This window comes from Streptomyces sp. NPDC017940 (genome assembly GCF_044328435.1).
In the GTDB taxonomy this organism is placed as follows: Bacteria; Actinomycetota; Actinomycetes; order Streptomycetales; family Streptomycetaceae; genus Streptomyces.
Genome location: NZ_JBIRHJ010000004.1, coordinates 534,782 through 553,939, shown reverse-complemented (window position 1 = coordinate 553,939; position 19,158 = coordinate 534,782). Strand labels below are relative to the sequence as shown.

The 19,158-nt window shown below is 72.6% G+C and carries 16 protein-coding genes and 1 pseudogene; 9 read left to right on the top strand and 8 right to left on the bottom strand.

The window, feature by feature from the left end; genetic code table 11:
• Positions 1 to 10 precede the first annotated feature (10 nt).
• The 3 genes from paaK to ACH4DX_RS16740 form a co-directional block, all read right to left on the bottom strand.
• A complete protein-coding gene (gene paaK, locus ACH4DX_RS16750; protein ID WP_398155616.1) occupies positions 11 to 1,306 on the bottom strand; it encodes a phenylacetate--CoA ligase PaaK in 1,296 nt (431 codons plus the stop codon).
• Between the two features lie 196 nt (positions 1,307 to 1,502).
• A complete protein-coding gene (locus ACH4DX_RS16745) occupies positions 1,503 to 2,534 on the bottom strand; it encodes a glycoside hydrolase family 5 protein (RefSeq protein WP_398155615.1) in 1,032 nt (343 codons plus the stop codon).
• Between the two features lie 165 nt (positions 2,535 to 2,699).
• Positions 2,700 to 4,334, bottom strand: coding sequence for an acyl-CoA synthetase (locus ACH4DX_RS16740; RefSeq protein WP_398155614.1), 1,635 nt, complete (start codon positions 4,332 to 4,334; stop codon positions 2,700 to 2,702).
• Between the two features lie 166 nt (positions 4,335 to 4,500).
• Between ACH4DX_RS16740 and ACH4DX_RS16735 the strand changes: the two genes are divergently transcribed.
• From ACH4DX_RS16735 to ACH4DX_RS16715, 5 genes are all read left to right on the top strand, one after another.
• On the top strand, positions 4,501 to 5,301 hold the full coding sequence (locus ACH4DX_RS16735) for a crotonase/enoyl-CoA hydratase family protein (protein WP_398155613.1): 801 nt from the start codon (positions 4,501 to 4,503) through the stop codon (positions 5,299 to 5,301).
• Positions 5,302 to 5,424: 123 nt separating this feature from the next.
• Positions 5,425 to 6,444 (top strand): Zn-ribbon domain-containing OB-fold protein, encoded by a 1,020-nt coding sequence (locus tag ACH4DX_RS16730; protein WP_398155814.1) that lies wholly within the window; start codon positions 5,425 to 5,427, stop codon positions 6,442 to 6,444.
• Positions 6,441 to 7,490 carry a thiolase domain-containing protein gene (locus tag ACH4DX_RS16725; protein WP_398155612.1) on the top strand — a complete coding sequence of 350 codons (1,050 nt, stop codon included), beginning with the start codon at positions 6,441 to 6,443 and terminating at the stop codon, positions 7,488 to 7,490. The genes ACH4DX_RS16730 and ACH4DX_RS16725 overlap by 4 nt, the downstream gene beginning before the upstream one ends.
• The gene (locus ACH4DX_RS16720; RefSeq protein ID WP_398155611.1) at positions 7,487 to 8,665 is read left to right on the top strand and encodes a thiolase domain-containing protein; all 1,179 of its coding nucleotides are present in this window, start codon (positions 7,487 to 7,489) and stop codon (positions 8,663 to 8,665) included. Before ACH4DX_RS16725 ends, ACH4DX_RS16720 begins: the two co-directional genes overlap by 4 nt.
• 126 nt (positions 8,666 to 8,791) lie before the next feature.
• Positions 8,792 to 9,037 carry a DUF397 domain-containing protein gene (locus ACH4DX_RS16715; protein ID WP_398118592.1) on the top strand — a complete coding sequence of 82 codons (246 nt, stop codon included), beginning with the start codon at positions 8,792 to 8,794 and terminating at the stop codon, positions 9,035 to 9,037.
• A 100-nt stretch (positions 9,038 to 9,137) separates the two neighbouring features.
• Here ACH4DX_RS16715 and ACH4DX_RS16710 read toward each other — a convergent pair whose 3' ends face one another.
• Entirely contained in the window at positions 9,138 to 10,715 is a 1,578-nt protein-coding gene (locus ACH4DX_RS16710) for an amidohydrolase (protein WP_398155610.1), read from the bottom strand.
• A 110-nt stretch (positions 10,716 to 10,825) separates the two neighbouring features.
• Between ACH4DX_RS16710 and ACH4DX_RS16705 the strand changes: the two genes are divergently transcribed.
• The gene (locus ACH4DX_RS16705; protein ID WP_398155609.1) at positions 10,826 to 11,458 is read left to right on the top strand and encodes a hypothetical protein; all 633 of its coding nucleotides are present in this window, start codon (positions 10,826 to 10,828) and stop codon (positions 11,456 to 11,458) included.
• A gap of 259 nt (positions 11,459 to 11,717) precedes the next feature.
• Entirely contained in the window at positions 11,718 to 13,088 is a 1,371-nt protein-coding gene (locus ACH4DX_RS16700) for a lysine N(6)-hydroxylase/L-ornithine N(5)-oxygenase family protein (RefSeq protein WP_398155608.1), read from the top strand.
• A gap of 95 nt (positions 13,089 to 13,183) precedes the next feature.
• Here the strand turns inward: ACH4DX_RS16700 and ACH4DX_RS16695 are convergent, their stop codons facing one another.
• Positions 13,184 to 13,909, bottom strand: a complete 726-nt coding sequence (locus ACH4DX_RS16695; protein ID WP_398155607.1) for a leucine-rich repeat domain-containing protein — start codon at positions 13,907 to 13,909, stop codon at positions 13,184 to 13,186.
• Between the two features lie 20 nt (positions 13,910 to 13,929).
• On the opposite strand from ACH4DX_RS16695, the pseudogene ACH4DX_RS16690 reads away from it, so the two are divergent.
• Both ACH4DX_RS16690 and ACH4DX_RS16685 read left to right on the top strand, forming a co-directional pair.
• Positions 13,930 to 14,509: pseudogene (locus ACH4DX_RS16690) on the top strand (CGNR zinc finger domain-containing protein); the annotation flags it as partial.
• A 163-nt stretch (positions 14,510 to 14,672) separates the two neighbouring features.
• Positions 14,673 to 15,173: a hypothetical protein gene (locus ACH4DX_RS16685; protein WP_398118601.1), complete on the top strand. Its 501-nt coding sequence runs from the start codon at positions 14,673 to 14,675 to the stop codon at positions 15,171 to 15,173.
• A gap of 35 nt (positions 15,174 to 15,208) precedes the next feature.
• On the opposite strand, the gene ACH4DX_RS16680 is transcribed toward ACH4DX_RS16685, so the two are convergent.
• From ACH4DX_RS16680 to ACH4DX_RS16670, 3 genes are all read right to left on the bottom strand, one after another.
• The gene (locus ACH4DX_RS16680) at positions 15,209 to 16,183 is read right to left on the bottom strand and encodes a hypothetical protein (RefSeq protein WP_398155606.1); all 975 of its coding nucleotides are present in this window, start codon (positions 16,181 to 16,183) and stop codon (positions 15,209 to 15,211) included.
• An 83-nt stretch (positions 16,184 to 16,266) separates the two neighbouring features.
• The gene (locus ACH4DX_RS16675) at positions 16,267 to 16,695 is read right to left on the bottom strand and encodes a peptidase inhibitor family I36 protein (protein WP_398118605.1); all 429 of its coding nucleotides are present in this window, start codon (positions 16,693 to 16,695) and stop codon (positions 16,267 to 16,269) included.
• A 236-nt stretch (positions 16,696 to 16,931) separates the two neighbouring features.
• Entirely contained in the window at positions 16,932 to 18,932 is a 2,001-nt protein-coding gene (locus tag ACH4DX_RS16670) for an N-acetylmuramoyl-L-alanine amidase (protein WP_398155605.1), read from the bottom strand.
• Between the last annotated feature and the right edge of the window lie 226 nt (positions 18,933 to 19,158).

Sequence of the window (19,158 nt, the reverse complement as noted above, 5' to 3'; positions counted from 1 at the left end):
GGCGCACCGCTCACACCCCGCGCAGGTCCACCACCCGCCGGATCTTCCCCACCGATCGTTCGAGGCTCTCCGGGGCCACGGCCTCGACGGTCGCCGAGACACCGATGCTCTCCTTGACCGCCGACTCGACTTCGCGGGCGGCGGCCTCGCCGCGGCCGGGTGGGGTGTCGTGGCGGGTCTCCACACGGATCGTGAGGGCGTCCAGGCGGCCCTGCTTGGTCAGGCGGAGCTGGAAGTGGGGGGCCAGGCCCGGGGTGGCAAGGACGATCTCCTCGATCTGGGTGGGGAAGAGGTTCACCCCGCGCAGGATCACCATGTCGTCGCTGCGCCCGGTGACCTTCTCCATGCGCCGGAACGCGCGGGTCGTACCGGGCAGGAGGCGGGTGAGGTCGCGGGTGCGGTAGCGGATGACGGGCAGGGCCTCCTTGGTGAGGGAGGTGAAGACGAGCTCGCCGTGCGCGCCGTCGGGCAGCACCTCGCCCGTGACCGGGTCCACGACCTCGGGGTAGAAGTGGTCCTCCCAGATGTGCAGACCGTCCTTGGTCTCCACGCACTCCTGGGCGACACCGGGGCCGATGACCTCCGAGAGCCCGTATATGTCCACGGCGTCGATCGCGAACCGCTCCTCGATCTCGGCCCGCATCGCCTCCGTCCACGGCTCCGCGCCGAAGATGCCCACCTGGAGCGAGGTCGTGCGCGGGTCGATGCCCTGGCGCTCGAACTCGTCCAGGAGGGTCAGCATGTACGAGGGCGTCACCATGATGATCTCCGGGCGGAAGTCCAGGATCAGCTGCACCTGGCGCGCGGTCATCCCGCCGGACGCGGGGATCACCGTACAGCCGAGCCGCTCGGCGCCGTAGTGCGCGCCGAGGCCGCCGGTGAAGAGGCCGTACCCGTACGCCACGTGCACCTTGTGCCCCGGCCGCCCGCCCGCCGCGCGGATGGACCGCGCCACGACGTCGGCCCAGATGTTCAGGTCCTGCTCGGTGTAGCCCACGACGGTGGGGCGCCCGGTGGTGCCGCTCGACGCGTGCAGCCGCCGCAGCTCGGACTGCTCCACGGCGAACATCCCGAAGGGGTAGTTCGCCCGCAGGTCCGCCTTGGTCGTGAACGGGAAGCGCCCGAGGTCGCCGAGCGTGTGGCAGTCGTCGGGCCCGAGGCCCGCCGCGTCGAACGCCGCCCGGTAGAAGGGCACGTTCTCGTAGGCGTGCAGCAGGGTGTCCTGGAGCCGTTCGAGCTGAAGTGCCTCGAGGTCCGCGCGGCCGAGCCGCTCCGCCGCGTCGAGGAGTGCCGGTGTGGGCGCCATCTGGAGATACCCCCGTCCGTGCCGGGCGACCGTGCCGTCGGCCGATCTTGTGTCGGGGTCAGTTATTCAAGCTTCACCGCTTCTGGCAAGGGTTTCGTACGAGGTGGCGCGCGCGGCGGCATCCGGCGCTGGGGCGGCGGTGGTGCCGGGGACCGGAGTGCGGGGCGGTGCCGCGCCCGGCGGCCCCCGGCCGGGTTCAGAAGTCGTCCGCGGTGCGCATCCGCTCCCTGATCCAGACACCGGCCGGCTTCAGCGGTGCCGTACCGGTCCAGGGGCCGCCCTTGTCGCAGGTGCCGGTCTTGAAAACGGCGCCGGAGCGGTGGTCGTCGGAAAAGTTCCAGTTGACCCAGCTGATCTTCTTCGACGCCATCAGGTCCAGGTACTTCTGCGACATGGCGAAGTCGTTCGCGCCCTCGCCCGCGTAGTTCTGCGTACCGAACTCGGTCACGAACACCGGGAGCTTCTCGGCCGCGCGCGCGAGCGTGTCCAGGTACTCCTCGCGGTGCGAAGCGGCGTAGAAGTGGAAGGTGTAGAGGATATTGGCGGCCTTCACCGGATTGTTGACCACCTCCCTCTCGTCGGCGCCCTCCGAGACGCCGAACGACGACCAGGCGCGGGTGCCGACGAGGACCGGGGCGTTGCCGTCGATGTTCCTGATGACGGGGATGATCTGCTCGGCGTAGGACTTGACGCGCGACCAGCTCACCGCGCTGGGCTCGTTGGCGATCTCGTACAGGACGTTGCTCTTGCCGTGGTGGCGCTTGGCGATCTCGGTGAAGAACGTCCTGGCGCGGGCGAGGTTGGCGTGCGGGTCGCCGGGGCTGAGCATGTGCCAGTCGACGATCACGTACATGCCGCGCGCGGTGGCCTGCTCGATGAGGGAGTGGGCGAGGTCGGTGTACTTCTTGGGGTCGGTCTCGTACCCGCCTTCCTGTACGTACGTGGAGACGCGCAGGACATCGGCCTTCCAGTCGCCGGCGAGGGCGTCGAGCGAGCCGCCGGTGAGACAGTGCGGGTACCACTGGGTGCCGTGGCTGCTCATGCCGCGCAGCTGGACGGCCTTGCCGTTGTGGTTGCAGAGCTTGGTGCCGCACACGGTGAGCTGGCCGTTGGCGGCGACCGGCGTGGCCGCCCGCGTGCTGGGGGTGGCGAGGGCGGAGGGCGTGGCGGTGGCCAGGGCGGCGACGAGTGCGGTGGCGAGAGCGGTGGCCAGACGTACTGGTCTCATGGGGGACTCCGAGCCGTAGAAGGTTAGGAACCTTTCCTAACCAAGGAATAGCAGCGGCGAGGAGCGGCTCACAAGGTGCACGACCACCAGAATTTTCAGCGGGCTGGTTCGGCGTTCAGCGTGCTGAACGCGCTTCGGTGTCGGCGCGCTGAACGCCCTTCGGTGTCAGCGCGCCGAGGACCGACGGACCGCGTCCGCCGTCACGGCCCGCGCCCAGCGATAGTCGGCCTTGCCGCTCGGCGAGCGCTGGATGCGGTCCGTGTAGACCACGGCGCGGGGGATCTTGTATCCGGCGAGACGGCTCCGGCAGTGGGTCTGGAGCGCGGACGGGGCCACGGTTCCCGCGCCGTCGCGCAGTTGGACCACCGCGGCGACCCGGTTGCCCCAGCGCTCGTCGGGCACCCCCGCGACCAGCGCGTCGTAGACGTCCGGGTGGGACTTGAGCGCCTGCTCGACCTCCTCGGGGTACACCTTCTCGCCGCCGGTGTTGATGCACTGCGAACCCCGGCCGAGCACCGTGACGATGCCCTCCTCGTCGACCGTCGCCATGTCGCCGAGCAGCACCCAGCGTTCGTCGCCGCGCCGGAAGAACGTCTCGTCCGTCTTCCGCGGGTCGTTGTAGTAGCCGAGCGGTACGTGCCCGCGCTGTGCGATGCGGCCCACCTCGCCGGGGCGGACGGGTTCGCGGGTCACCGGGTCCACCACCTGGGTGCGGGAATTGACCCGCAGCCGGAAGCCCTTGTCGGGTCCCGAGTCGTCCGTCGCGGTGCCGTTGAAGCCGGACTCGGACGAGCCGAAGTTGTTGAGCAGCAGCACGTCCGGCGCGAGCGCCGCGAACTGGGCGCGGACCGTCTCCGACATGATCGCGCCGGACGACGAGACGCTCATGAGCGAGGACAGGTCGGTGCCGCGCAGCGGGCCCTCCAGGGCGTCGACGAGGGGACGCAGCATCGCGTCGCCCACCAGGGACACACTGGTGACCTTCTCCTTCGCTATGGTGCGCAGCACGTCATCGGGCGCGAACCTGCGGTGCACGACCAGGCGTTGCCCGAAGTGGAAGCAGATGAAGGCGGTCAGCGTCGAGGTGCCGTGCATCAGGGGCGGGGTCGGGAAGAACGTGATGCCGTCGCCGCCCGCCGCCACCCGCTCGGCGACCTCCTCCGGACGCGTCACCGGTTCCCCCGTCGGGGCGCCCCCGCCGAGCCCGGAGAAGAACAGGTCCTCCTGGCGCCACATCACGCCCTTGGGCATGCCCGTCGTGCCACCGGTGTAGATGATGAAGAGGTCGTCCGCCGAGCGCTCGGGGAAGCCGCGCTCCGGCGACCCGGACGCCTCGGCCGCGGCGAAGGGCACCGCGTCCGGCGCCGCGGCCCCGGAGGGTGCGTCGCCGACCCGGATCAGATGGCGCAGCTTCGGCGCCCGCGGCAGCGCCGCGGCGACCCGGTCCCCGAACTCGGCGTCGAAGACCAGCGCCGTGAGGTCGGCGTCCCGGTAGAGGTAGGCCAACTCCTCCTCGACATAGCGGTAGTTGACGTTCACCGGCACGATGCGGGCTTTGAGGCAGGCCAGGACCGTCTGGAGGTACTCGACGCCGTTGTACAGGTGCAGGCCGAGGTGGTCGCCCGGCTTGACGCCGCGGTCGGTCAGGTGGTGCGCGAGGCGGTTCGCGGCGGCGTCGAGCTGCGCGTACGTGAGCGCGCGCTCCGCGCCCGTGCCGGGGTGGTCGACGTACAGGAGCGCCGCACGGCCCGGCACCACGTCCACGACGGACTCGAACAGGTCGGCAAGGTTGTACTCCACCGCTCCTCCTGACCCCGGCGTCATCGCGTGTGGCGGTCACTAGAGCAGAGCCGCCCGCAACTGGGAAGGGGCGCCGCGACAGAAAACTGACTAGGTGTCAGAAAACTATTGAACTGCCACGTCCCCTGCTGCAACCTGTTCCGGGTCCGACGACGGGAGGACGGCTATGAGTGGTACGGAACATCTCTCCGTACGGCGCGCAGGCGCCACGCTGATACTCACGCTCGACCGGCCCGAGGCCAGGAACGCGCTCTCGCTGCCGATGCTCGTGGGCCTGTACGACGGCTGGGTGGCCGCGGACGCGGACGACGCGGTGCGCTCCGTGGTCCTCACCGGGGCGGGCGGCGCCTTCTGCGCGGGCATGGACCTCAAGGCCCTCGCGGGCAAGGGCATGGGCGGCGAGCGGTACAGGGACCGGCTCAAGGCCGACCCCGACCTGCACTGGAAGGCCATGCTGCGCCATCACAGGCCCCGCAAGCCGGTCATCGCCGCCGTCGAGGGCGCCTGTGTGGCCGGCGGCACCGAGATCCTGCAAGGCACCGACATCCGGGTGGCGGGGGAGTCCGCCACCTTCGGCCTCTTCGAGGTCAGGCGGGGTCTGTTCCCCATCGGCGGCTCGACCGTCCGGCTGCCGCGGCAGATTCCCCGTACGCATGCCCTGGAGATGCTGCTCACCGGCCGCGCCTACTCGGCCGCCGAGGCCGCGGCCGTCGGTCTCGTCGGCCGGGTCGTGCCGGACGGCACCGCGCTGGGCGCTGCGCTCGCTGTGGCCGAGCAGATCAATGCGTGCGGGCCACTGGCCGTGGAGGCGGTCAAGGCCTCCGTGTACGGGGCCTTGGAGATGAGCGAGGTCGATGGCCTCGCGGCCGAGTTGGAGAGGGGGTGGCCCGTTTTCGACACGGCTGACGCCGAGGAAGGGGCTCGGGCCTTCGCCGAGAAGAGGGCTCCCGTTTTTCGGCGGGCGTAGGGCGGTCCCTCTTGGCGGGCGTAGGTCGGTCCCTCTTGTTCGGGTGCCCCGGTCTTGTTCGGGTGCCTCGGTCGTATCTCGGCTGCGGGGTCGTCGTGGCTGGTCGCGCAGTTCCCCGCGCCCCTGACGGGGCGCTGCCCCCGACGGGGCGTCCCCCTCACGGAATCGGAGTTCGAAGTGTTGCGTGCGCCGCTCGTCGTCGAGTTTCCCTTCACCCGGTCCCTCGGGCCCGTGCAGAGTGCCTTCCTCACCGGACTGCGCGAACGTACCGTGCTTGGCGTGCGCACGGCAGACGGCAAGGTGCTCGTGCCGCCCGTCGAGTACGACCCCGCTACCGCCGACGAACTGTGCGACCTCGTCGAAGTCGCCCCCGCCGGCACCGTCACCACCTGGGCCTGGAATCCCGAGCCCCGCCGCGGCCAGCCCCTCGCCACCCCCTTCGCCTGGGTCCTCGTACGCCTCGACGGCGCCGACACCGCCCTGCTGCACGCCCTCGACGCACCGGGCCCCGACGGCGTCCGCACCGGGATGCGCGTGCGGATCCGCTGGGCCGCCGAGCGCACCGGCGCCATCACCGACATCGCCTGCTTCGAGCCGGAGCCGGCGGCGGGGGCGGAGGCGGTGATGCCGTCGCAAGTCCGGGCGCACAGCGGGCAGTTCGCGGGCGTGCCCCCTGTCGACGGGATCGTCGCGCACGCCCGGCTCGACTACACCTACAGCCCCGGGCGCGCCCAGTCCCAGTACCTCCACGCCCTCTCCGGGCGCAGGACGGTCGGCGAGCGCTGCCCCGCCTGCCGCAAGGTGTACGTGCCGCCGCGCGGCGCCTGCCCCACCTGCGGTGTCGCCACCGCGGAGCAGGTGGAGGTCGGGCCGCGGGGCACGGTCACCACCTTCTGCATCGTCAACATCAAGGCCAAGGCCCCCGCGAACGCCGCCGTCGAGGTGCCGTACGTCTACGCCCACATCGCCCTGGACGGCGCCGACCTCGCCCTGCACGCCCGGATCGCGGGCATCCCCTACGACCGGGTGCGCATGGGCCTGCGGGTCGAACCCGTGTGGAGCGACGGCGCCCGCTTCCCCGACCACTACCGCCCCACCGGTGAACCCGACGCCGACTACGACACGTACAAGGAGCTCCTGTGAACCGCGATGTCGCGATCGTCGCCTTCGGGCAGACCGACCATCTGCGCGCCTGCGACGAGCTCTCGGAAGTCGAGATGCTCATGCCCGTCCTGCACGAGGTACTGGCCGCCACCGGTCTGAGGACCAGCGACATCGGCTTCACCTGCTCCGGCTCCTCGGACTACCTCGCCGGGCGTGCCTTCTCCTTCACGATGGCCCTGGACGGCGTGGGCGCCTGGCCGCCGATCTCCGAGTCGCACGTGGAGATGGACGGTGCCTGGGCCCTGTACGAGGCGTGGGTGAAGCTCCAGACCGGCGACGCCGACACCGCGCTCGTCTACGCCTACGGCAAGTCGTCGCCCGGCTCCGTGCGCGACGTCCTGACCCGCCAGCTCGACCCGTACTACGTGGCGCCGCTGTGGCCGGACTCCGTCGCCCTCGCCGCGCTCCAGGCACAGGCGCTCATCGACGCGGGCGCGGCCGACGAGCCCGCCCTCGCGGGAGTCGCCGCCCGCAGCAGGGACGCGGCCCGCGGCAACAGCCACGCGCAGCTGCGCGGCCCGGTGCCGCACGGCGACTACCTGGTACGGCCGCTGCGTACGGGGGACTGCCCGCCCATCGGCGACGGGGCCGCCGCGGTGGTGCTCGCGGCGGGGGAGCGGGCCCGGGAGCTGTGCGGGCGCCCCGCGTGGATCAGCGGCGTCGACCACCGCATCGAACCGCACGGCCTCGGCGTGCGCGACCTCACCGACTCGCCGTCGACACGCCTCGCGGCCGAACGCGCCGGGGCCTTCGCGCGTCCCGTCGACACCGCGGAGCTGCACGCGCCGTTCACCGCGCAGGAGATCGTCCTGCGCGGGGCGCTGCGGCTCGGCGACGACGTCACGGTCAACCCCTCCGGGGGCGCGCTCGCCGCCAACCCGGTCATGGCGGCCGGTCTGATCCGGCTCGGCGAGGCCGCGGCCCGCATCCACCGGGGCGCGTCCGACCGCGCCCTCGCCCATGCCACCTCGGGCCCCTGTCTGCAACAGAACCTGGTCGCCGTCCTGGAAGGAGACCCGCGATGAGCAGCGCACCCGGCAGGGAACCCGTCGCCGTCGTCGGGATCGGCCAGACCAAGCACGTCGCCGCGCGCCGCGACGTGTCGATCGCGGGCCTGGTCCGTGAGGCCGCGCGACGGGCCCTGGCCGACGCCGAACTGACCTGGGCGGACATCGACGCCGTCGTCATCGGCAAGGCGCCCGACTTCTTCGAGGGCGTGATGATGCCGGAGCTGTACCTCGCCGACGCACTCGGCGCCGTCGGCAAGCCCATGCTGCGCGTGCACACCGCGGGCTCGGTCGGCGGCTCCACCGCGCTCGTCGCCGCGAGCCTTGTCGCGGGCCGCGTCCACGGCACCGTGCTCACCCTCGCCTTCGAAAAGCAGTCCGAGTCCAACGCGATGTGGGGCCTGTCGCTGCCCGTACCGTTCCAGCAGCCGCTGCTCGCGGGGGCGGGCGGATTCTTCGCCCCGCACGTGCGCGCGTACATGCGGCGCGCCGGCGCCCCCGACGCGGTCGGCTCGCTCGTCGCGTACAAGGACCGGCGCAACGCCCTCAAGAACCCCTACGCGCACCTGCACGAGCACGACATCACGCTGGAGCGGGTGCGGGCGTCACCGATGCTGTGGGACCCCATCCGCTACTCCGAGACCTGCCCGTCGTCCGACGGGGCGTGCGCGATGGTCCTCACCGACCGCGCGGGCGCGGCCGGCTCGCCGCGCCCGCCCGCCTGGCTGCACGGCGGCGCCATGCGCAGTGAACCCACCATGTTCGCGGGCAAGGACTTCGTGTCGCCGCAGGCAGGGAAGGACTGCGCGGCCGACGTGTACCGGCAGGCGGGCATCGCCGATCCGCGCCGCGAGATCGACGCCGTCGAGATGTATGTGCCGTTCTCCTGGTACGAGCCCATGTGGCTGGAGAACCTGGGCTTCGCGGCCGAGGGCGAGGGCTGGAAGCTCACCGAGTCGGGGGTGACCGAACTGGACGGTGACCTACCGGTGAACATGTCGGGCGGTGTCCTGTCGGCCAACCCCATCGGCGCCTCCGGAATGATCCGCTTCGCCGAGGCGGCCCTACAGGTGCGGGGGCAGGCCGGCGCGCACCAAGTCCCCGGTGCGCGCCGGGCACTCGGGCACGCCTACGGCGGTGGCTCGCAGTTCTTCGCCATGTGGCTGGTGGGCGCGGAGCCGCCCACGACGTGACGCGCGGCGAGCGCCGGGCGGTGTTCCCCGGTGCCGGAGGTGATGGTGTCCTGCCACCGCGGCCTGTGCTGCGCCCGGGGCGAAAGCTAGGCTGGCGGCGGACGTCGCATCGGGAGGAGCACGGACGTGGTTGAGAGCACCACCACCCAGCAGCATCCGCTTCGGGGTTGGGACAAGCCGGACCTCGACCTCAGCACCGCCGAGTGGCGGTCGAGCAGTGAGGGGCGCGGAGATGTGGAGATCGCCTTCGTCGAGGGCTTCATCGCGATGCGCAACGGCGGCCGCCCCGAGGGCCCGTCCCTGATCTTCACCCCCGCCGAGTGGGGGGCGTTCGTGCACGGCGCCCGGGCGGGCCGCTTCGACCTCACCTAGGGGCTTCGATCCCGCCCCGGGGGTCGCCCTCGACCGGGAGCGGGTCCCCGGGGCGGCCGGTCCGCGGGGCGGCCGGTCCGCGGCCGGGCCGCGGCGGGCGTCAGGGCGCGTCGGGGCCGAGGTCGTCGTCGCCTTCGACGAAGGTGCGGACCACCTCGATGCCCCCGATGCGTGCGGGCTCGACCCGCCTCGGGTCGTCGCCGAGGACGACGAGGTCGGCGCGCTTGCCGGGGGTGATGCTGCCCGCGCTGTCCTCCCAGTGGCAGGCGTACGCCGCGTCCACGGTGTACGCGCGCAGTGCGGCGTCCACGCCGATCCCCTCGTCGGGGCCGATCCGCGCACCCGACGCGGACGCCCGCTCCACCATGAACTGGATCGCCCGCAGCGGTGCCCCGTCGGCCACGGGGCGGTCCGAACTGCCCACCAGGCGCACCCCGTGGTCGAGGAAGCCGCGCCCCCGGTACAGCCACGGCGCCCGCTCCGCACCCATGATCGCGGCGTAGTCGTCCCCGAAGTGCCGCAGGAAGTTGGGCTGCACCACGGCGGTGACGCCGAGCTCGGCGAACCGGCGCAGCTGGTCGGGGCGTACGAGACCCGCGTGCTCCACGCGGTGCCGGGCGCCGGGGCGCGGGTGTGCGCGCTGCGCGGCCTCGATGCCGTCCAGGGCGACGTCGACGGCGAGGTCGCCGATGGCGTGCACGGCCAGCTGCCAGCCCGCGCGGTGCCCGGCGACGATGGTGTCCTTGAGCACCCCGGCGTCCATCTGGAGCCGCCCGTTCGAGTCGCTGCCGACGTAGGGCTCGGTGAGCGCGGCCGTGCGGGCCATCATGCCGCCGTCGGTGAAGATCTTCAGCGCCCCCAGGGAGAGCGGCCCGTCCCCGAAGCCGGTGCGCAGGCCGAGTCCGAAGGCCCGCGTCGTGGTGTCCCCGGGCGCGGCTTCGACCGGGCGCAGCGCGTCGGCGGCCACCATCAGCTGCACGCGCACCGGCAGCCTGCCCGACTCGTGGGCGAGTTGATAGGCCGCCGCCTCGATCGGGCTGTGGGCGAACAGCGCACTGCCGACGCCCGCCTCCGCGACCGCCGTCACCCCCTCGGACCTGCACACGCGCGCCGAGTGCGCGAGCGCGTCGACGAGTTCACCCAGGGCGTGCGGCGGCCGCAGGCGCAGCACCTCGCCCATGTCCTCCTCGGCGAGGAACCCCTCCGAGTCCGCGAGCCGCGACGGCAGGAGTTTCAGGACGGCGGTGTTCACCAGGCACGCGTGTCCCGAGACATGTCCCAGGTGGACCTTGTGACCGTCGCTGACCGCGTCGAGGTCCGCGGCGGTCAGGGGCCGGTCGAGGTCGCGCTGGTCGTAGCCCGCCAGGGTCACCCAGGCGTCCCGCAGCCGGGTCGCCACGGCGTCGGCCACCACCCGGAGGATGTCGTCGACGCGCCTGCTCGGAGCGACACTCGGCACCTGTGCCTTCAGGCCCGCCCAGACCATGTGTACGTGGCTGTCGATGAAGCCGGGCAGCACGGTCGCGCCGTCCAGGTCCAGGACCCGGCGTGCCGGGAGCCCCGCGACGTCGGAGTCGAGGCCCACGATCCGGCCCCGCCAGATGCCCAGTTCACGAGCGGTGGGGCGGTCCGGGTCCATCGTGACGACATGAGCGTTGGTGATCCTGGTGCAGAGCACGGACAGATCCCTTCGAAGGGGCGGGGGTGACGGCTGGTCTGCGTCCTCAACGACCTTGTGTTCTATTATTAGGTGAGGCTAGCCTAAGTTTCCGGGGTGGTGGGTGGTGGGTGGTGGACGAGGAACGGGTGGAGCTGCGGGTGGCCGCGGTGAATCGCCTCGAGGCCTGGGCCGATGGTGTGGTCGCGGACCTCGACGCGCAAGAAGACGTCGATCGCTCCCTGTTGCGCGCGCTGTACGTGGATCCGAGCCTGCGCGAGGAGACCGCCGTGCGCCGCGCCGACGCGCTGCGCGCGGCCGCCCTCGGCCTGGGTCCCGCGGGCTGCGCCGCGGCTGCGGGGGTGTCGGAGCGCATCCTGCTCAACTGGCAGGCCCAGGAACCGGCGTTCGCGGCGGCGATGGCGGCGGCGGCCCGGCTCGCGGCGCGCGAGGGCGAGCGGGCCCGCCTGGTGGCGGCCCCGGCCGGCCCCGGCGCCGCTGCGCTGCGGGTCGTCCTGCGGGCCGTGCGCGACGGTGCCCCGCAGCCGTCGGCCGCCCTGCTCGGCGGCTGGTCGGAGCGCTCCTTCCTGCGCCTTCGCAGGCGCAGTCCGGAGGTCGCGGCCCTGCTCGCCGCCGCCCGCAGGGCCAGGTCGCGGGCCAGGAGGGCGGAGCGGCGCGGGGGTTCAGGGGGCGGACGCGGGTACCGCCTCGTGCGGGTGGACGAGGGCCTGCCGGTCCACGCCCGGCCGCCGGGCGAGTCATGAGCGCGGGGGAGGAGGCGATCGACGCCCGGACCGGCGCCGTGAAACCGGTGCGGGCGGGCGGCGACAGGGTGTCGTGTACATTCTGCTGCCGTGCCGGGGAGATCGAGCACTTCCGGGCGTTCGCGGGGCCGCGGTGGGCGATGCCCGCGGGTCCGATGGCGGTCGAATGCGGCCGACCGCACATCAATCCCTCGTCAGACATTGCAAGGTAAGCCTAACCTTATCTAACATGTGCCTGCTTAGGGAGGCGATGACGCGGGTGAACACCTTGCACAGCGAGCCGGATTCGACGTACGGCGGCACCGAGCCGACACACGGGGGACGCGAAGTGACGTACGACGTCTTGGGCATAGGCTTCGGGCCCTCGAACCTCGCGCTTGCGATCGCGGTCGAGGAGCACAACGCCCAGGCCGCCGAGGGCGAGCGGATACACGCGGGATTCCTGGAGAAGCAGCCCCGGTTCGGCTGGCACCGGGGGATGCTCATCGACGACGCGACGATGCAGGTGTCCTTCCTGAAGGACCTCGTCACCATGCGTGACCCCAAGAGCGGCTACAGCTTCCTGTGCTACCTCCAGGAGCGGGACCGCCTGGTGGACTTCCTCAACCAGAAGACGCTCTTCCCGCTGCGCATCGAGTTCCACGACTACCTGGAGTGGGCCGCCGCACGCGTCGCGGGACTCGTCGAGTACTCCTCCGAGGTCGTCGCCGTGAAGCCGGTCACCGAGGACGGCGAGGTCGTCGCCTTCGACGTCGTCAGCCGCGAGCCGGGGAACCCGGACGCGACCGTCGTGCGCCGGGCCCGCAGCCTCTGCGTGGCCACCGGCATGGAGCCGCACCTGCCGCCCGGCGCCGCGCGCTCCGAACGCGTCTTCCACAACAGCGAGTTGATCCCGCGCGTCGGCGCGCTCCTCGAACGGGGCACCCCGGTGCGCCGCGCCGTCGTCCTCGGCGCGGGCCAGAGCGCGGCCGAGAGCGTGGACTACCTCCACCGGCACTTCCCCGAGGCCGAGATCTGCTCGGTCTTCGCGAAGTACGGCTACACGCCCGCGGACGACAGTCCCTTCGCCAACCGGATCTTCGACCCGGAGGCCGTGGACATCTTCTACAACGCGCCGCCGGAGGTGAAGCGTTCCCTGTTCGACTACCACCGCGGCACCAACTACTCGGTGGTCGACATGGACCTCATCGAGTCGCTCTCGCGGACCATGTACCAGGAGAAGGTCCAGGGGCGGCAGCGCATGCGGATGCTGAACGTCTCCCGCATCCGTGAGATCGACGCGCGGGGCGACGGGCTGCGGATCGGCATCGAGTTCCTGCCCACCGCCGAACGCGACGTCCTGGACGCCGACCTCCTGGTGTGCGCGACGGGCTACCAGCCGCGCGGCATCGACGAACGCCTCGGCGAGCTCGGCAAGCTGTGCCGCCGTGACGAGGAGGACGCCCTCGTCGTGGGCCGCGACCACCGGGTCGCCACACACGCGAACGTCTCCGCCGCCATCTATCTGCAAGGCGGCACGGAGCACACCCACGGCCTCACCTCGACCCTGCTGTCCAACACGGCCGTGCGGGCGGGCGAGATCCGCGCCTCGCTCATCGAGCGCCGCCGCGGGGTCGACGCCGCGCCCTGAACGGCTGGGCCCACCCTGCCAGGACCCGCCCGGCTCCCCGGTCGGGTCCTGGCAGGGCCGCTCTCCGTGCGACGCGGGGAGTTCGACGCCAGGTCCTAGCGCAGCACCACGCATCCCCGCGCGCGCAGTGCCGCCAGGGTGTCCTCGCCGTCGCGGACGTCGTTCCAGCGCAGATCCAGCTTCTCCAGGGACGGCAACGCGGTGAGCCAGGGCGGCACCGCGCGCAGCCGATTGGCCCGCAGGTCGAGGCGGCGAAGCAGCGGCAGCCCGCGCACGGCCTCCGGTACGATCCCGAACGCGTTCTCACGCAGGTCGAGTTCGCGGAGCTCCCCGAGGTGGCGCAGCGTGTCGGGGAGCGCGGTGAGCCGGTTGCCGCGCAGCCACAGCTCGCGAAGGCCGCGCAGTCCGCCGAGCGTCGTGGGCAGGCCGGTGAGGCGGTTGTGCTGGGCGCGCAGCTCGACCAGGGACGCCATGCGGCCGATCCCGTCGGGGAGGGCGTCGAGCTGGTTCTCGCCGACATTGAGATAGGCGAGCCGGTCGAGGCCGCCCAGCTCCTCGGGCAACGCGGTCAGCCGGTTGTCGTGCAGATACAGGAAGTCGGTCAGCGCGGGCAGGCTCCCCAGCTCCGGTGGGACCGAGCCGATGCGGTTGTGGCCGAGGTCAAGCGTGCGCAGGTCCGTGAGGGTGGCGAGCCGGGCGGGCAGGTGCGTCAGCGCGTTGTCGGCGAGCAGCAGGACCCTGAGACCCGGGCGGTCCCAGACCTGCTCCGGTACGGCGTCGAGCCCCGCCCGCCAGTAGTCCAGCACGAACCTGTCGGCCACCGTGCGCCTCCCCCCGGCTAATGGTTGCGGCAGAACCTATCAGCAACCTTATGCCCGCTTCGTCCGAGCGGTCCTCGCGTTCCGAGCGGTCCGCGTGTTCCGCCCCGTCCGGGCCGACCGCTCCGTCCGGGCCGACGGTCCCGTCCGCGGTGCGTCCGGCGGCGCCGAGCCCCGCGGACGCACGGCGGCTGCCGCCCGTCGGCGAGACCGTCGCCAGGCTCAACGAAGCCGCGGCCCGGGTGCCCATGGTGCCCGTCCTGAGCTGGCCGGACGCCGCGGGGCCCACTGCCAGGGACGAACCGGCCCAGGCGGGCACGGCATCCGCCCATGACACCGCCACCACCAAGGAATCCCCCCGCGCCCCCACCGCCGCAGCTCCGCCACCCCCCCCCGCAGACACGCGAGGAGCACACCCGCAAGGACCTCCTGAACGCGCCCCTCGCCCGCGCAGCCCTCGCCTTCCTCACCGGGCCCGACCGGCAGCGGCTGCGTGCCTGCCGCGCGCCTCGCTGCGTGCGGTACTTCCTGAAGGACCACCCCCGCCAGGAGTGGTGCAAGCCCGCCTGCGGCAACCGCGCCCGCGTGGCCCGCCGCCACGAGTGCGGCAGGGTCACCCCCCGACACCCGGCGCGCGGGCCGGGTCCCCGCGCCCGCCGGTACCGCTTCCCACCGGCCCGTACCGGCCCGTACCTGCTCCCGCCAGGGCCTTTCCCGGCGCCGCCCCCGCGCCGGGTCCACCCCGTCGGACACGTACCATGGCGGCATGTCCTTCCTCCGCCGCCGCAGCTCCGCCACACCCGCGGGCCCGGACTTCGATGTCCTGGCCATGGATCCGGGTGACTGGCCCGGCAACCTGGGTGCCGGTCTGCTGCCCGCGCCCGACGGCAGCTGCCAGGGCATCTTCCTGCGCTACGACCTGTTCGGCGGCCGAGGCCCCGCGATGATCATCGGCAATCTGCCGGAGGGCTCCCCGGCCAGGGAGCTCACCGACGGCGAGGCGCCCTTCGAGGTCGTCCAGCTGCTGCTCGCGCTGGAGAACGAGGAGGAGGTCACCGTCGTCGCCAGCGAGGACGTACCGGTGATGCAGGGCGACAACCTCCTGATCGTGCGCCGTCTGCGGCTGTCCGAGAGCCGCATCTCCTGTGTGCAGTTCGACCGCAGCGACAACGTCCTGGTGACGATCGCCGCCTGGGACCGCCCCATCACCGACGACCTGTACGCCCTCCTGAAGCCGCTGCCCGCCGAGCTGTTCCAGCAGGGCTGAGCCGCACCGGCGCGTACGAGGACCCGCCCGGCGGGTCACCGGCCGCCGTCGAGCACGGCGCCCGCGAGCCGCTGCCGCTCGGAGATGTCCCGCTGGATCCGGGCGAGTTGCCCGGCGTGCTTGCCGATGTCCCGCTTCTGGTAGGCGACATCGACGGCGTACCAGACGCCGACCACGTTGTGCCGCTTCTTGCAGCGCGCGTCGGCGGTGGCGACGGCACGCTCCCGCGGTGTGGCCTCGGGGGTGCGCCAGGCCGGATCGCCCGCCGCTTCGACCGGCGTGCCGTAGGAGTAGCCCTTTCCTTCCATGCACCGGGACCACCGGGCGAAGGCGGCGATGACGCGCGGGTCGCGCCGGGCGAGGTCGAGGCCGCGCCGGTTGATGCGGTCGGCCTGCGGCGCGTCCCCGCCGGCTTCGGGCCCGCCCGCCTTGAGCCGCCGGTTCGCGGCGCCGAGGCACCCACCGGCCGGGACGGTGCGGCCGTTGACGCTCTGCCCTCCGGCCGCCGCCTCCGAGCCCGGCTTGACGGTGCGGTCGTCCGTACCGCCGAGTGCCAGCGCCATGGTGCGGGGCAGCGCCGTCCCCTGCTGCTGGTCGGGCGGCCGGGGGGTGCGGTCACTGCCGGCGGGAGCGTAGCCGTGCACGCGCGCGGCCGACTCGTCCGTGACCCAGTAGCGGTACTGCGTACGGGTCTTCGGCCGGAAACCGGCGTCGTTGCGGGGCATCCGGTAGGCGAACCCGAACTCCTCCATGCAGCGTTCGACGAGGGTGGAGCGGGCCCGCTCGAGACGGTCGAGCTGGTCGTCCCTGAGCAAGTAGCGCTCTATCGGCAGCCGTTCGTCGACGGCCGTGACCAGCTTGGGGAACGACGCGACGCGCGGAGGTGGCGCGGCGGCGTCACGCGGGGCGCGCGGTGCGCCCGAGGAGCAGCCGGCCACGGTGACAAGCAGCGCGGTCGCGCCCAGGCGCAGCGCGAGCCCACGCGGGTCGATGGGCAGTGGTCGGGGCACGGGGTCGCCTCCTCGCTGGCGGGTACGGAGCGGGGACTGCCCCGCCCGGCAGGCGGGACGGGGCAGTCGGGAACCGTGTGGCCTCAGAGGAACTTGCCGGAGGCGTTGTCGTTGCGCAGAGCGCCGAGGTTGCCCTCGCCACCTGCCGCGATGGTGGTGTAAGCGCCCTGGTAGTTGGGGAACTTGTAGACCCGGAACCGCTGGCCGAAGTTCCAGTTGTCCACGGAGGCGGCGTTGTTGCGCACGATCTGCCCGGCGCCGCTGCCGCCGCGCGGATGGGTGCTGGTGACGAAGCTGTTGTTGCCGTGGTTCGCGTCGTTCTTGCTCTTGTAGACGGCGCCTTCGAGGTTCGGGTGGTAGTGGATGCAGGCGTAGCCGGTGGAGCAGCTGACGGCTGCGGGGCCCTGTGCCGCGGCGGGCGCGCCCGTGGCCGCGCCGGCCGTTCCCGGCAGCACGGCGACACACGCGCCGCCCAGGGCGAGAGCGGCGATCAATGTCCTGGTCCTGGCCATGGTTTCCCCCAGAGTGGAGTCGTAGCGGTCGGGACGAGCTTCGCTCCCGCGTCCGCCGTGGCGACTTCCCGCCACGGTGCGGGGGCTCGTCCGGTGTGCTGCGAGAAGCCTGCCGCAGGCCGGGCGCCGGGGGACAACTGTGTGCGTCTGGGCGCACATTCCCAGGTCGGAGCGTTACCGCTGTACGGGGGTCACGGACCCCGCGGGCCGCCGTCCGGCCCGCGGAGCCCGCGCACTCACGATCCGGACGGCACCACCCGTACGTCGGCGGCGCGCACGAACGCCACCCGGTGGCCGAACTGGATCTCGTAGTAGACGTCCTTGCCGCGCACGACGCGGTGCGGGGCGAGGTCGAACGTCGGCGAGTAGAAGTACTCGCCAGGGAGCTTGTCGCCGACCGCGTACTTCTGGCCCGCGAGGAGCTTGTAGGGCAGCGGCGAGACCGCCTGGACCGGGACACCGGCCGGGTAGGCCTCCTTCTCCGGGTAGGCGCGGCCGTACACGGGCACGTCGGCGGCGCCGTCCTTGGGCGTCACGACGAGTCCGCGGGCGTCGACGGCCGTGGGCTGCTTCTTCGGGTTCTTGAACCAGGCCTTCTGCCCGAGGTACCAGACGGCCGTCCAGTCGCCCTTGCGCTCGGCGACGGCGTACTGCTGGCCCGTCGAGAGGCGCGACCCCATGTCGTTGACGTCGATGGTGGAGGGCTCGCCGCCGGGCCGCAGCCCGATGTCCTTGATCAGCGGGGCGTCCTCGCGGGGCTCGGTGTACACGCGTACCGCGCTCGATCCGTGCGGTGTGCACGTCTCGCCCGGCTTGGCGCAGCCCGTGAACACCGGCTTGTTCGCGCTGAACTCCGGGGCGACCGTCACCAGGCCGCCCGCGGGCCCCGACGTGCGGTGGAAGGGCTTGCCGAGCAGCGTGAAGTAGTGCTGCCAGTCCCAGTACGGGCCGGGGTCGGTGTGCATGCCCCGGATGGTGGCAGCGGTGGTGCCTGGAACGGTGTCGTGGCCGAGGATGTGCTGGCGGTCCAGGGGGATGTCGTAGCGCTTGGCCAGGTACTTCACCAGGCGGGCCGACGAGCGGTACATCGCCTCCGTGTACCAGGTGTCGGGCGCCGTCAGGAAGCCCTCGTGCTCCAGGCCGATCGACTTGGCGTTGACGTACCAGTTGCCGGCGTGCCAGGCGACGTCCTTGGTCCGCACGTGCTGGGCGACATGGCCGTCGGATGAGCGCAGCGTGTAGTGCCACGACACGTACGTCGGGTCCTGGACGAGCTTGAGCACGCCCTCCCAGGCGCCCTCCGTGTCGTGCACGACGATGTACTCGATGCCCTGGCTCTCAGGACGGTCGGCCTTGTCGTGGTTGCCGTAGTCCTTGTCGCCGAACTCCTCGTAGGGCGCGGGGATCCACTCGCACGCGAGTGTCCGCGGGCAGTCCGTCCCGGCCGCGGGGGCCCTGCGCAGGCCCATGTGACGCAGCTGCGCCGGGTCGGGGGCGAGGCCGGGCCTCGCGGCGAGGGCGACGTGCTGGCCGGCGTCCGTCGTGCGGTGCTGGCCGTCGCGGATCACGGCGAACACGTCGTTGGCGTACGAGGCCGCGGTCGCCCGGTCGTCGGCGCCGGAGAAGCGCGCGATGGCCCCGTACCAGTCGGCCGGGTCGCTGCTGAGCGGCTTGCCCAGGTGCTTCTGGGCGGCGGCGAGCAGGGCCGCCCCGCCGCGGACGTTGGCGGCGGCGTCCGCACGCAGGCGGTGCGCGGGCTGTCCGCTGAGCTGCGCGGCGCGCTTCAGGGTCTTCAGCCGGGCGGGGAGCTGCGCCTCCGCGGGCGCCTTCTTCCTCGGCAGCAGCGGGGGCCGCGAGCTGTCCCCGCGCGGGTCCTCCTCGCCGTGGCTGTGGTGCGGGGCGGTGGCGAGGGCGGTACGGGCGTCGGTCAGGTGCATCGGGCCGTAGCCGCCGGTGACGCTCGGGGCGCCGCCGTGCGCGTCCCAGCGCGACTGCATGTAGGAGACGCCGAGCAGCACGCTCTGCGGCACTCCGTACTCGGCGGCGGCCGCGGCGAAGGCACGCTGCAACCCGCCGGACGTGGCGTTCGCGCCGGCGGCCCCGGGCGCGGCCGCCGGTGACCCGGAGGGGGCCGCTCCGAGCAGCGGCACGAGCAGCGCAGCGGACGCGAGCGCCCCCGCCGTCCTGACGGAGCGTCTGCGTGCGGGCGGGGCGGTGGCGGTGACGGATCCTCGCAAGACAGCCTCCTGGGAACTTCTGGGCCGGTGAAGTGTGACGGGGCGTGCGGGGCCGGGCGTGCGTCAGTGGTACCCGCTGGCCGACGATCCGTCAATCATGCCCAGAGGAAGAGATTTCCCATGTCAGCACGGGTCTGGCGTGTTTTCGCCACGGGCGGCGCCATCGCCTGCGGCGCGTCAGAGGAGTGGACCAATGGACGACACCGGCGGCCGACGTCAGCGCTCC

Bases quoted from the DNA above. Each gene is read 5' to 3' on its own strand.
- ACH4DX_RS16745 (WP_398155615.1), bottom strand. From the start codon at position 2,534: ATGAGACCAGTACGTCTGGCCACCGCTCTCGCCACCGCACTCGTCGCC.
- ACH4DX_RS16735 (WP_398155613.1), top strand. From the start codon at position 4,501: ATGAGTGGTACGGAACATCTCTCCGTACGGCGCGCAGGCGCCACGCTG.
- paaK (WP_398155616.1), bottom strand. From the start codon at position 1,306: ATGGCGCCCACACCGGCACTCCTCGACGCGGCGGAGCGGCTCGGCCGC.
- ACH4DX_RS16685 (WP_398118601.1), top strand. From the start codon at position 14,673: ATGTCCTTCCTCCGCCGCCGCAGCTCCGCCACACCCGCGGGCCCGGAC.
- ACH4DX_RS16675 (WP_398118605.1), bottom strand. From the start codon at position 16,695: ATGGCCAGGACCAGGACATTGATCGCCGCTCTCGCCCTGGGCGGCGCG.
- ACH4DX_RS16720 (WP_398155611.1), top strand. From the start codon at position 7,487: ATGAGCAGCGCACCCGGCAGGGAACCCGTCGCCGTCGTCGGGATCGGC.